This window comes from Nocardia sp. NPDC004718, from assembly GCF_053601535.1.
This window is the reverse complement of record NZ_JBSGCA010000008.1, coordinates 61,265-74,015: the sequence shown is the minus strand read 5'-3', so window position 1 is coordinate 74,015 and position 12,751 is coordinate 61,265. Positions and strand designations below refer to the sequence as shown.

12 protein-coding genes and 1 pseudogene are annotated in these 12,751 nt (G+C 69.5%); 6 read left to right on the top strand and 7 right to left on the bottom strand.

The annotated features are described in order from the left end of the window. Positions 1-248 precede the first annotated feature (248 nt). Together radA and ACWEH3_RS08655 are read right to left on the bottom strand one after the other, a co-directional pair. Positions 249-1,646 carry a DNA repair protein RadA gene (radA, locus tag ACWEH3_RS08660; protein ID WP_450019775.1) on the bottom strand — a complete coding sequence of 466 codons (1,398 nt, stop codon included), beginning with the start codon at positions 1,644-1,646 and terminating at the stop codon, positions 249-251. A gap of 162 nt (positions 1,647-1,808) precedes the next feature. Further along, positions 1,809-2,534 (bottom strand): hypothetical protein, encoded by a 726-nt coding sequence (locus ACWEH3_RS08655; protein WP_450019896.1) that lies wholly within the window; start codon positions 2,532-2,534, stop codon positions 1,809-1,811. A gap of 417 nt (positions 2,535-2,951) precedes the next feature. Between ACWEH3_RS08655 and carD the strand changes: the two genes are divergently transcribed. From carD to ACWEH3_RS08625, 6 genes are all read left to right on the top strand, one after another. Then, entirely contained in the window at positions 2,952-3,440 is a 489-nt protein-coding gene (gene carD / locus ACWEH3_RS08650) for an RNA polymerase-binding transcription factor CarD (protein ID WP_011206964.1), read from the top strand. A gap of 2 nt (positions 3,441-3,442) precedes the next feature. After that, a complete protein-coding gene (gene ispD / locus ACWEH3_RS08645) occupies positions 3,443-4,168 on the top strand; it encodes a 2-C-methyl-D-erythritol 4-phosphate cytidylyltransferase (RefSeq protein ID WP_450019777.1) in 726 nt (241 codons plus the stop codon). 2 nt (positions 4,169-4,170) lie between these two features. Beyond that, entirely contained in the window at positions 4,171-4,638 is a 468-nt protein-coding gene (gene ispF / locus ACWEH3_RS08640) for a 2-C-methyl-D-erythritol 2,4-cyclodiphosphate synthase (RefSeq protein WP_062968866.1), read from the top strand. Between the two features lie 64 nt (positions 4,639-4,702). Next, positions 4,703-6,109, top strand: coding sequence for a cysteine--tRNA ligase (gene cysS / locus ACWEH3_RS08635; RefSeq protein ID WP_379250282.1), 1,407 nt, complete (start codon positions 4,703-4,705; stop codon positions 6,107-6,109). Beyond that, the gene (gene rlmB, locus ACWEH3_RS08630; protein ID WP_356963571.1) at positions 6,109-7,086 is read left to right on the top strand and encodes a 23S rRNA (guanosine(2251)-2'-O)-methyltransferase RlmB; all 978 of its coding nucleotides are present in this window, start codon (positions 6,109-6,111) and stop codon (positions 7,084-7,086) included. Before cysS ends, rlmB begins: the two co-directional genes overlap by 1 nt. 60 nt (positions 7,087-7,146) lie before the next feature. Then, positions 7,147-7,425, top strand: a complete 279-nt coding sequence (locus ACWEH3_RS08625; RefSeq protein WP_450019780.1) for a DUF4190 domain-containing protein — start codon at positions 7,147-7,149, stop codon at positions 7,423-7,425. Between the two features lie 87 nt (positions 7,426-7,512). Here ACWEH3_RS08625 and ACWEH3_RS08620 read toward each other — a convergent pair whose 3' ends face one another. From ACWEH3_RS08620 to ACWEH3_RS08600, 5 genes and pseudogenes are all read right to left on the bottom strand, one after another. Then, positions 7,513-8,319 carry an enoyl-CoA hydratase/isomerase family protein gene (locus ACWEH3_RS08620; protein ID WP_450019782.1) on the bottom strand — a complete coding sequence of 269 codons (807 nt, stop codon included), beginning with the start codon at positions 8,317-8,319 and terminating at the stop codon, positions 7,513-7,515. A 55-nt stretch (positions 8,320-8,374) separates the two neighbouring features. Continuing rightward, positions 8,375-9,547 (bottom strand): acyl-CoA dehydrogenase family protein, encoded by a 1,173-nt coding sequence (locus tag ACWEH3_RS08615; protein WP_450019784.1) that lies wholly within the window; start codon positions 9,545-9,547, stop codon positions 8,375-8,377. Between the two features lie 255 nt (positions 9,548-9,802). Continuing rightward, positions 9,803-10,639, bottom strand: coding sequence for a metal ABC transporter permease (locus ACWEH3_RS08610; RefSeq protein ID WP_450019899.1), 837 nt, complete (start codon positions 10,637-10,639; stop codon positions 9,803-9,805). A gap of 299 nt (positions 10,640-10,938) precedes the next feature. Continuing rightward, positions 10,939-11,796: pseudogene (locus ACWEH3_RS08605) on the bottom strand (metal ABC transporter ATP-binding protein); the annotation flags it as partial. A gap of 4 nt (positions 11,797-11,800) precedes the next feature. Next, entirely contained in the window at positions 11,801-12,643 is an 843-nt protein-coding gene (locus tag ACWEH3_RS08600) for a metal ABC transporter solute-binding protein, Zn/Mn family (RefSeq protein ID WP_450019786.1), read from the bottom strand. Between the last annotated feature and the right edge of the window lie 108 nt (positions 12,644-12,751).

The window sequence follows — 12,751 nt, the reverse complement described above, 5'->3', positions numbered from 1 at the left end:
GTGCGCTGGGGGCGTCGGTATCGAAGCTCGCTACCCGCTGCGCGGGTTGTGGGGCTGGTGGCGGTGCGTGCTCTCGCGACGTACGCGGTGGCCAGGCACGCGTGAGCCGGGCCGCGAACGGCGGATGCTCGTCTCGCTTCGCCCGAAAGTCGTGGATGCGGTGAGGTGGGCGCGTGAGCGGTGGACGCCGTTGGGCAGTCCACTCTCCGCCGGGCGGGTGTAGGTCGCACGAGGGCGGGTGGGTCGAATCAGCTTGCGGCTTCTTCGGGGGCGGCGCGTAGTTTGCGCAGGCCCGCTATGCGGATGGCGGAGCGGAGGTCGGTGACCTCGTGGATCTTCATGGTGCTTTTCACCGGGGCGAGGCCGGGGGGCACCAGAGCGGTGGTGAAGCCGAGGCGTTCGGCTTCGGCCAGTCTGCGGTTGAGGCCGGTTACCTTGCGGACCTCGCCGGCGAGTCCGACCTCACCGAGGATCACCCAGCCCGCGGGGATCGGGACGTCGGACTCGGCGCTGGCGATGGCGAGCGCGATGGCGAGGTCGGCGGACGGCTCGACCAGGCGCATGCCGCCGACCGTCGCGGCGTAGACGTCGCTCTTTCCGAGGAACACCCGGCCGCGGCTCTGCAGGACGGCCAGCACCATGGCGACCCGGTTGTAGTCCAGACCGCTCACCGCGCGGCGCGGCTGCGGAATCTCGGTCTTCACGGTCAGGCCCTGCACCTCGCCGACCAGCGGACGCTTGCCGTCCATCGCCACGGTCACCGCCGTGCCGGGCACGGAATCCGTTCGATGATGCAGGAACAGGCCGGACGGGTCGTCGACACAGGCGATGCCGTCCTCGTGCAACTCGAAGCAGCCCACCTCGTCGGCGCTGCCGAAGCGGTTCTTGATGCCGCGCACCATGCGCAGCGTGGAGTTCTTGTCGCCTTCGAACTGGAGGACCACGTCGACCAGGTGCTCGAGCGTGCGCGGGCCCGCGACGTTGCCGTCCTTGGTGACGTGCCCGACCAGCAGCACCGCGATCCCGCTCACCTTGGCCAGCGAAGTCAGTGCGGCGGTCACCTCGCGCACCTGGGTGACGCCGCCGATCACGCCGTCCACCTCCGGGGCGAGCATGGTCTGCACCGAATCGACCACCAGGAGGGTCGGCCGCACCTGCTCGACGTGTCCCAGCACGATCGACAGGTCCGATTCCGCCGCCAGATAAACCCGGTCGTGCACCGCGCCGGTGCGATCGGCCCGCAGCCGGACCTGCCCCGCCGACTCCTCGGCGGTGACGTACAGCGACTTCTCGTCGCGCTGAGCCGCCCAGCGATGCGCCACCTCGAGCAGCAGCGTCGACTTGCCCACCCCAGGCTCGCCGGACAGCAACACCACCGATCCCGGTACCACCCCGCCGCCGAGCACGCGGTCCAACTCGGTGACGCCCGTCGGCCGTGCCCTGGTGACTTTGGAATCGATCTGCGAAATCGGCGCGGCCGCGGTGCTCGGCAACATCGCCTTGCGCCCAGGAGACCCGACCGCACCCGCCGCGGCGACTACTTCGTCGACGGTGCCCCAAGCCCGGCATTCGGGGCACTTGCCCACCCATTTCGCGACTTCATGCGAACAGGCGGAGCAGCGGAAGGTCGGCTTGGTCTTTGCCACACGGGCACCATACGCACCAGGGCCGACAGTGTTCGACTTCCAGCGCCTGCGAACGGCGGATGCTCGGTCTCGCTTCGCTCGGAAGACGTGGCGTCGGTGTGCAGGGCGCGAGTCTTACGAGCGAACACGCAGTGCCGCAGGCGCTGCGAATCAAACACAGCCTCAGTGACCGCCGGTGTGCTCGGCTTCGGCCGGGCCCGACTTGTCGGACTCGTGGCGCTCGGTGTGCTGGCCCGCGTCGACCGGGACCTGGACCTGGACGGTGCCGTTCTGCTTGAAGTTGAACGAGACGTTGTAGGTCAGGCCGGGAACGATGTCCTTGGTCAGTCCGGTGATCTCGATCAGGATCGGGTTGGCCTCCGGGTCCTCGGCGGCGGCCGGGGACCCGTGCGACCCGGCGGTGGTGGTCGGCGTAGCGGAGCGCGGCGCGGAGGTGGGCGCGGCGGCACTCGTGGTCGGCGCGGCGCTGGTGGTGGTCGGCGCGGCCTCGCGCTTGACCGGCTGGCTCGCCGCGACGACGGTCTGCTGCGGGGGGATTTCGACGACCGACTTGCCGGAGGCGGGGGTGATCTTGACGGTGCCGAGGTCGGTCGTGATGCTGGTCAGCTCGTCGGGGACGGACTCGCTGTTGTTGATGATGGACAGCGCGATGAGCGCCTTGCCGCCCTTGGCGTTGTTGTACGCGGTGCTGCCCTCGGACGGGTACACGATGTGCACGTTGCGCAGCGCGATGCGGCCCACGTCGGCGTGGTTGCCGTTCACGGCGGCGACCTGTTCGGCGGTCTGCGCGATCTGGCCCGCGCCGCAGCCGGACAGCGCGATCGCCGCTCCGGCGGCGAGTGCGGCAACCGTCACCATGCGACGTCGCGCCCCCTTCGGGGCGGTCACAGCTTTCAGGGCAGTCACGGGTTGTCCCTCCATGTCGACCGGGCTCTGGCTCCGCGCGGGAGCGTAGTAACTAGGCAGCGTAGTAGTTCCCTCGAGAGCCCGGGCGCGGGGGCCGGGTCGAACTCGGGGTTCGGCCCGGGTGCATGCGACGGGGCCACGGGGCGCCCGCGCCGACACCCGGCGTGTCGATAACGGTTCGATCGAACTTCGGGAGGTTGCCACGAAGGTGCCGACGCGTGGGCGGCGAGCGGCGCCGACTCCAGCCGGGAGATAACCCGTTCTGGCACAACGTAATGCACACAGCCTGGCATCTGTCAAGCCCCACGGTTGCCTCGTTGTGGCCCTGACCTGCACAGTTGATCGCGCCGTTATCGAGTCGCATGTTAAACTGTGAACATCGAAAGGGGCACGGGACACATGATTTTTAAGGTCGGAGACACCGTCGTTTACCCCCACCACGGAGCGGCGCTGATCGAAGCAATCGAGACTCGCACCATCAAGGGTGAGCAAAAAGAGTATCTGGTCCTGAAGGTCGCCCAAGGCGATCTCACTGTTCGGGTTCCCGCGGAGAACGCCGAATACGTCGGCGTGCGTGACGTCGTGGGTCAGGAGGGTCTCGATCGGGTCTTCCAGGTGCTTCGTGCGCCGCATACGGAGGAGCCGACCAACTGGTCCCGCCGCTACAAGGCCAACCTCGAGAAGCTCGCTTCCGGCGATGTGAACAAGGTGGCCGAGGTCGTCCGCGATCTGTGGCGCCGGGAACAGGACCGCGGCCTGTCCGCGGGTGAGAAGCGCATGCTCGCCAAGGCTCGGCAGATTCTTGTCGGTGAGCTCGCGCTGGCCGAAGGCACCGATGACGGCAAGGCTGAGACCCTGCTCGATGAGGTCCTCGCAGCGGCTTCCTGACCGTGAACACACCTGACAACGGTGTCCGTTCCACCGACGGACCCGTCGTTGCTCTGGTGCCTGCCGCCGGTCGCGGCGTACGCCTGGGTGAATCCACACCCAAGGCGTTCGTCCCGGTCGGCGGCACACCCATGGTCCGGCTCGCCGTCGAAGGCTTGATCGCCTCCGGCGCGGTCGAGCGGATCATCGTGATGGTTCCCGCCGAACTCGTCGACAGCGCCGTTGCCCTGCTGCCGCCCACGAATTCGGTGCAGGTGGTCGTCGGCGGCGCCGAACGCATCGACTCGGTGCGGGCGGGTATCGCCGCGGCGCCCGACGCCGCCTATTTTCTGGTGCACGACGCCGCCCGAGCTCTCACGCCGCCCGAGCTCATCGCCCGGGTCGCGGCGGAACTACGCGCGGGCCGTCCCGCCGTGGTCCCCGGACTCCCGGTGGCCGACACCATCAAGTCGGTCGACGCGGTCGGCGCGGTCACCGGCACGCCCGACCGCGCCCGGTTGCGCGCGATCCAGACGCCGCAGGGTTTCGCGGCCGACTTGCTGCGCTCCGCCTACGCGCCCGAGGGCATCCAGGCGACCGATGACGCGGGCCTGGTCGAGCGGCTGGGCGTCGCGGTCCACACCATTCCCGGCGATCCGCTCGCCTTCAAGATCACCACTCCACTCGACCTCCGGCTCGCCGACGCGGTACTCGACGGCGCAGGCATCGGACGGGCGGTGACGCCGTGACCATGCGCGTCGGCATCGGCAGCGACGTCCATCCGATCGAAGCGGGCAGGCCCTGCTGGATGGCCGGTCTCCTGTTCGACGGCGACGACGGCTGCGCGGGCCACTCGGACGGCGACGTCGCCGCGCACGCCCTCTGCGACGCGCTGCTGTCCGCGGCGGGCCTCGGCGATGTCGGCGCGGTGTTCGGCACGGGACGCCCGGAATGGGCGGGTGTCTCCGGCGCGGCGATGCTGAAGGAAGTGCGCAGGCTGCTGGACGAGGCGGGCTTCGAGGTGGTCAACGCCGCGGTGCAGGTGATCGGCAATCGCCCCAAGATCGGGCCGAGGCGCGCCGAGGCGCAACAGGTACTCGGCGAGCTGCTCGACGCCCCGGTGTCGGTGTCCGGCACCACCACCGACGGGCTCGGCCTGACCGGTCGCGGCGAGGGCGTCGCCGCCGTGGCGACGGCCTTGCTGCAAGCCTGTCGTTGATCCAGCTCCGACGGACCCGAGCCGGTCCGCGAACGACCTTATACACCAGCTAGGATCGACTGCCGTGACGCTGCGCCTCTTTGACACCGACACGCGGACCGTGCGCGATTTCGCGCCCTTGGTCCCCGGCCGTGCTTCGGTGTACCTCTGTGGCGCCACCGTGCAGGGCGAGCCGCACATCGGCCATGTGCGCAGCGGAGTCGCGTTCGACGTGCTGCGACGCTGGCTGCTCGCGCACGACATCGACGTCTTCTTCATCCGCAACGTCACCGATATCGAGGACAAGATCCTGACCAAGGCCGCCGAGGCGGGCAGGCCGTGGTGGGAGTGGGCCGCCACCCACGAGCGCGCCTTCGATCGCGCCTACGAACGGCTCGGTGTGCTGCCGCCGTCCGCGGAGCCCCGGGCCACCGGCCACATCACGCAGATGGTCGAGATGATGCAGCGGCTGATCGATCGCGGTCACGCCTACGCTTCGGAGGGCAACGTCTACTTCGACGTGGTCAGCTACCCCGATTACGGCAAGCTGTCCGGCCACAAGCTCGACGACGTGCATCAAGGCGAGAGCGCGGGCGAAGGCAAACGCGATCCGCGTGACTTCACCTTGTGGAAGGCGGCCAAGCCGGGTGAGCCGACCTGGCCGTCCCCCTGGGGCCCCGGACGCCCCGGCTGGCACCTGGAGTGCTCCGCGATGGCCGAGTTCTATCTCGGTGCGGAATTCGACATCCATTGCGGCGGAATGGATCTGGTGTTCCCGCACCACGAGAACGAGATCGCCCAGTCGAAGGGCGCCGGTGACGGCTTCGCCAGGTACTGGCTGCACAACGGCTGGGTGACCATGGGCGGGGAGAAGATGTCCAAGTCGCTGGGCAACGTGCTCTCCGTGCCGAACGTGCTGAAGCAGGTGCGGGCCGTCGAACTGCGGTTCTACCTGGGCAGCGCGCACTACCGCTCGATGCTGGAGTACTCGGACAAGGCGTTGCACGACGCGGCGCAGTCCTATCAGCGCATCGAGGCGTTCGTGAACCGGGTGGTGGACCGGGCCGGTGAGATCCCGGTGGGCAAGTGGACCGACGCGTTCGCCGCCGCGCTCGACGACGATCTCGCGGTGCCGAAGGCGTTGGCGGAGATCCATCGCGCGGTGCACGAGGGGAACAAGGCGCTGGAGGTCGGCGCGATCGACTCCGCGCGCGACCTGGCGAGCCAGGTGCGCGCCATGCTCGCCATTCTCGGTGTCGACCCGCTCGATCCGCATTGGTACGCCCCGAGCGATTCCTCGGCCGCGCTCGGCGCTCTGGATGTGCTGGTGCGTGCGGAACTCGACCGCCGTCAGGAGGCGCGGGCCGCGAAGGACTGGGCGGCCGCCGACGCCGTGCGCGATCGTCTGCAGTCCGCGGGGATCGAGGTCACCGATACGGCCGGCGGTCCCGAATGGGCGCTCGGTGCGCCGCAATCCGGAAAGGCCAAGTGATGGCAGGCAATTCGCAGCGCCGCGGCGCGGTCCGCAAGAGCGGCAGCAAGAAGGGCGCCGTGGTCGGCTCCGGCGGCAAGCGCAGGCGCGGACTGGAGGGGCGTGGCGCCACCCCGCCCGCGGAGATGCGAACCAAGCATCCCGCCGCCAAGCGCGCGGCGGCGAAAACCAAAGCCGCGCAGGGCCGTCCGTCCGCTCGTGGCGCGGCGGCACGGCCCGCCGGACGCAAGACCGAGGACGGGCCGGAGTTGGTGCTCGGGCGCAACCCGGTGGTCGAGTGCTTGCGTGCCGGCGTGCCCGCGACGGCACTGTACGTCGCGGTCGGCACCGAGAACGACGACCGGCTGACCGAGAGCGTGCGGCTGGCCGCCGACACCGGTATCTCCATCCTGGAGGTGCCGCGCACCGACTTGGATCGACTGAGCGCCAACGGATTGCACCAGGGTGTGGCTCTCCAAGTGCCGCCGTATCGCTACGCCCACCCGGACGATCTGCTCGACCGGGTGCGCAACGCCGCGGAGCCCGCGTTGCTGGTGGCGCTGGACAACATCTCCGATCCGCGCAATCTGGGCGCGGTGGTGCGTTCCGTGGCGGCTTTCGGTGGCCACGGCGTCCTGATCCCGCAGCGGCGCAGCGCGAGTGTCACCGCGGTGGCCTGGCGCACCAGCGCGGGCGCCGCCGCTCGGCTTCCGGTCGCCCGCGCGACCAATCTCACTCGCACGCTGAAGGATTGGGCGGCTCAGGGCATTCAGGTCGTGGGCTTGGACGCCGGTGGCGATACCACGCTGGACGATTTCGACGGTCGCGAGCCGACTGTGATCGTGGTCGGCTCGGAGGGCAAAGGACTGTCCCGCCTGGTGCGGGAGTCCTGTGACTCGATCTTGTCGATTCCGATGGCGGGCCCGGTGGAATCGTTGAACGCGTCGGTCGCCGCCGGTGTGGTGCTCTCCGAAGTCGCCCGCCAACGTCGGGCCTGATCTCCGACCCGTACGGCCTAAAAACCCGGAGAGGCGGAAGAGCCCAGTAGAATTCGGCTGGTGGTGATACCCAATCAGCCCATTGGCGCGCCGGTCGAGCATCCGAATGCGACGGCGGTGTTGTTTCTCGGCGCGGCGAGCGTCCTCTGCTGCGGAGTGCTGGGGCCGGTGGCGTGGGCGCTGGGACGGCGGGCGCTCAACCAGATCGAGGAATCCGGCGGCGCGTACGGTGGTCGCGCTCAGGTGCTGGTCGGCTACGTTCTCGGCGTCATCGGCACCGTCCTGATGATCGTCTTCGCGCTGCTGTTCCTGCTCATCGTGCTCGGCGGTAATGCTTGAGCGGCGCTGACCGAGGCTCGCGTGGGGCGGAGGGGCGCTACCGCCGGCGGTGACATTCGCGGCATCGCACCCAGCGGGGCGAGCCGCCTAGTCCAGGCTGGGCCGTTCGCGCCCGTCGGCGTCCCAGGCGGGCCATTCCGTGCTGACGCTGCCCGACCAGCTGGGCTGCCTGCGATCCCGGAACGCGGCCATGGCCTCGCCGCCGTCGATGCTCTTGGTCGCGTGCTGGTTGAGATCGGTTTCCAGTTGACCGACCATGGCCGGGTTCATCCCGAGCCCTTCCCAGAGCAGCCGCTTGGACAGTGCCACCGGTAGCGGCGCCGAGCCGTTCGCGATGTCGTGCGCGACGGCCAGCGCGGTCGGTAGCACCTCGCCCGCGGGCAGCGAGCTGTTGGTCACGCCCATCGCCTTCGCCTCGTCGCCGTCGAAGGTGCGCCCGGTCAGCATGATGTCGGCGGCGTTGGCCATGCCGACCAGCCTGGGTAGCGTCCAGTGCGCGTAGCCGTCGGCCAGCACGCCGCGGCGGACCTGATTCAGCCCGTATACCGCGTCGCGTGCCATGTACCGCAGATCGCACTGCAAGGCCAGGGCCAAGCCGATGCCGACCGCGTGGCCGTTGACGGCCGCGATCACCGGTTTGCGCACCCGCCACGGCGGCGGATCGATGGTGGCGCTGACCTCGCCCACCCGATTGGATAGGTCCGCGCCCGCGCAGAACGCGGGCGGGGTGCCGGTGATGATCACGGCACGGATGGCGTCTTCCGAATCGCAGCGCTGCAACGCGGCGCCCAACTCGGCGGCCATCGTGGGGGTGAAGGCGTTCTGCTGGGCGGGCCGGTTGAGCGTGAGCACGGCGACGCCCCGGGAGACGTCGACGTGCAGTTCCGAACTCATGCCACAGGATGTTAGCCGACGCGCGCGGAGCTGACCCGGGGCCGAAAGTCCTCGGCTATCCGCGCAGCACCTTGCGCCCGATGGCGTACTTGTGCACCTCGGTGGGCCCGTCGTAGAGGCGGAAGGCGCGCATGTCCCGGAAGATCATCTCGACCACCGTCTCGTCGCTGATGCCGATGCCGCCGAGCACCTGCACGCAGCGGTCGGCGACCTTGAACAACTCCTCGGACACGAACGATTTGGCGATGGAACTCTCGTGCCGCGCCTTCTCGCCGTTGTCCATCAGCCAGCACGCGTGCCAGATGGTCAGCCTGCACTGGTGCAAGGCGATCTCGTTGTCGGCGAGCATGAACGACACGCCCTCGTGTTCGCCGATCGGCTTGCCGAACGCGGTGCGGGTGCGCGCGTGCTCGACGGCGATGCTCTGGGCGCGTTCGGCCGCGCCGAGCCACCGCATGCAATGGGTCAGGCGGGCCGGGGCGAGCCGGAGCTGGGCGTAGCGCAGCGCCTGGCCCGCCTCGCCGAGCAGCGCTTCCCTGGGCAGAGTCAGGTTGTCGAAGCGGACCACACCGTGCCCGGCGACGTAGTTGCGGTCCATCGTGTTCATCGTGCGTTCGATGACGATGCCGGGTTCCTCGCCGTCGGCCAGGAACAGCGTGGGGCCCTCGGGCAGATGCGGGTTGGCGGCGAGGCGGGCCATGATGATCCAGGTCTTCGCGCCGTTCGCTCCGGTGATCAGCCATTTGCGGCCGTTGATGGTGAAGTTCTCGCCGTCGAAGGTGGCGCCGGTGGCCAGCTGGGCCGGGTCGGAGCCGGCCCCGTCGGGCTCGGTCATGGCGAAGACCGAACGCTGGTGGCCCGCGATCACGGGGGCCAGGTAACGCTGGACCTGGTCGGGATCGGCCACCTTGGACAGCAGGAACATGTTGCCCTCGTCGGGCGCCGCGCAGTTCATCGCGACCGGGCCGAGCGTGGACCAGCCCGCCGCCTCGTAGATCACCGCCTGCTCGATGTGGGTCAGTCCGCGTCCGCCGAGCGACTCGGGCGCCTGCACGGTGAGCAGCTTCTCGGCGCGGGCGAGTTCGACGAGTTCCTGTCGCAGCTCGTCGGTCGGCCCGTGCGCGGTCAGGCGCGGGTCGCGCTCGTAGGGGACGATCTTATCGATGACGAAGCGGCGCACTCGGTCGCGTTCGGCGGCGAGGTCGGCGGGAATCGCGAAGTCGATCATCGTTGGTCACCATTCGTTCGGGGGCGCGATGGATCGAGCATACGAAAGCATCCGCCAATGACTGAAGGCGGCTGCCATCAAGATTGGCCCGGTTTCCGAGCTAGGCGCTGATCAGCACTGATAGCCGCTGGACTGGCGGTCGCGGCACCGCTGGTCGGCGTTGCGCTCGGCATGAGGTCACCGCCATCACCCGGACGTCGATCGCGAGAACTTTTCGACGTGCCGGTGCGGCGTCAGTAGACCGGCGCGACGCCTTCAGCGGGCGTGCGCGAGTCCGCGGTTGCGGGTGCCGAGCAGGCGGCAGGCGAGGTAGATCACGAACGAGATCGTGGTGACGAAGGTCGAGACGGGGACGCCCGGCGCGAGCGACAGCAGGATGCCGCCAACGGCGGCGATCTCCGCGAACACCACGGCGAGCACGGTCGCTCGAACCGGGTCCGCGGTGAGCTGGGCGGCCGCGGCGGCCGGGGTGATCAGCAGGGCGAGGACCAGCAGCGCGCCGACGATCTGCACGCCGAACGCCGCCGTGATGCCCAGCAGGACGGCGAACACGATGGACAGCGCCCGCACCGGGACACCGCGCGCCACGGCCACTTCCGGGTCGGAACTGGCGAACAGTAGCGGCCGGTAGACGAAGGCCAGCACCGCGATCACTCCTGCGGTGCAGACGGCGAGCAGGCCGAGCCCGTTGTTGCCGACGCTGACCACTTGGCCGGTCAGCAGGGAGAATTTCGATCCCGCGCGATCGGGGCCCAACCACAGGAACAGCACCGAGAGTCCGAGCCCGAACGAGAGCACCACGGCGATCACCGAATCGCGTTCCCGCGACCGCGCGCCGAGCAGGCCGAACAACACCGCCGCGACCACCGACCCCGCGATGGCGCCCAAACCGACCCCGACACCGGCCAGCAGCGCGGCGGCGGCACCGGTCAACGAAAGCTCGCTGGTGCCGTGCACCGCGAACGACATCTGCCTGCTGATGATCAGCGGACCGATCACGCCGGACAGCAGCCCCAGCAGAGCCGCCGCGAGCAGCGCCTGCTGGACGAAACCGTAGGACAGCAGGTTCGCCGTGGTGCCGAAGTCCAGCATTTTGCCGAGAACGCTGGAGAGCTTGTCGGTCACGAACGCACTCCGCTCTGCTCGGGATCCGCCGCCGGACGGTCGCCGTCGCCTCGGACACGCTCCGCCGATGAGAGGCCCGCCGTCGAACCGTTGCGGGGTATCGAGCGGCCGGACACCACCTCGCCCGTGGCGGCATGCGCTGAGGTCGGCGCTGCGGGGACCGGCTCTTCGACGGATCCCGTGGTCGAGGTGGCGTCATCGTCCGGCGCGGGGCTACCGGCGGAATCGCCGTGGGCGAACTCGTCGCCCGCCGGGCCGTGGCAGTGGCCGCCCGCGGTGCCGAGCGCGTCCATGGTGTCGCCGGTGCCGACGACCACCAGACGCCCGCGTACCCGTAGTACGTCCACCTGGGTGCGGTACAACTCCGACAGCACCGTCGAGGTCATCACCTCTTCCGGCGTCCCGATCCGGAACCGGCCGTCGACCAGGTACAGCACCCGGTCAACCAGGGGCAGGATCGGGTTGATCTCGTGCGTCACGAAGAGCACCGCGGTGTCGTGGGTGCGCCTGCGGCGATCGATGAGCTCGGCGACCAGTCGCTGATTCGCCAGGTCCAGGCTGAGCAACGGTTCGTCGCACAGCAGCACCTTCGGATCGCCGACCAGCGCCTGCGCCACCCGCAGTCGCTGCTGTTCGCCGCCGGACATGGATTCCAGTGGCGCGTGGGCGAATCGCTCGGCGCCCACGTCGGCGATGGCCGCGGCCACCTTCCGCTTGCGTTCGGCGCGGGAGCGCAGCCCGAGCCCCCAGCGATGCCCGTCGACGCCGAGGCCGACGAGATCGATACCGCGCAACTGCACCCCGGCGTCGATAGTCTTCTGTTGCGGTATGTAGCCGATGTCGTGATTGCCGGTGCGCGCGGGAGAGCCCGCGATCCGAGCCGCGCCCGAACTCAGGCCGACCTGGCCCAGCAGCACCTTCAGCAGCGAGGTCTTGCCCGAACCGTTCGGCCCGAGGACCGCGACGAATTCACCCGGCGCGACAGTGAGATCCAGTCCCGCCCAAAGGGTTCGGTCCCCGAACGACAAGCGGGCGGCCTCCAGTCGCACCGCGGCCGATTCGCCGATGGTCGATCGCCGTTCCACCTCGTCGGCGTGTTCGGTCAGCGCGGCTCCCTTGTTCATCTGCTCAGCCCAGCGCGGCGGCGAGCGCCTGCGCGTTCTTCGTCTGCCACTGAATGTAATCCACGCCGTCGGGCAGGGTCTCGGTCACCTCGACGACGGCGACGCCCGTGCGCTGCGCGGTCGCGCGCAGGTCTTTGGTGATCTTGTCCTCGGTCTGCACGTTGTAGATCAGGGCGTGGACCCGCTTGCCGGTGAGCAGGTCCTGCGTCGCCGCGACGGCCGCGGGGGCCGGGTCGGTCTCCTGCTCGATGGCTTCCTGGAACTCGTGCGGAGTCCGGTCGTCGGCTCCGGCGGCGACCACGAGATAGTGCGCGAGGGGCTCGGTCTGCAGCACCGGCGTCTTCGGATGCTCGGCGGCGAGCGTGCCGGTAATGGCGGTAACCGCGGCGAGCCGGTTCTTGAACGTCGTCGCGCGCTCGGCGTAGGCCGCGGCGTTGCCGGGGTCGAGTTCGGCGAGTTGGGCGGCGATCCGGTCGGCGACCACGTCGACGGTGCGCACGTCGTACCAGACGTGCTCGTTGTCGTCGCTCTGATCGGCCCGCAGGGCGAACGCGTCCACGGTGCGCTTGTTCGTGCCCGCCACCGCCTTCTCGGCGAACCGGTCGTAGCCGCCGCCGTTGTAGACCACGAGGTCGGCATCGCTGAGCGCCGCCGATTCGACCGCGGAGGTCTCGTGCGAGTGCGGGTCGGCCGACGGATCGGTGATCAGCGACCGGACGGCGGCGTCGGGGCCCGCGACGGCGGCGGCGATATCGCCCCAGACGTCGGTGGAGGCGACGACGGTCGGGCGCCCGTCGTCGTTCGAGCCGCCGCAGGCGGTCAGCGTCAGGGCGGAGACGACTCCCACGGCGACACCTGCGCAACTGATGGCGAATCGGGTTCTCACGTGGGGTACTCCTGGGCCATGCTCTAGATCATAATGGAAATCGTTCCCGTTAACTCTAGCAGGGCCCGT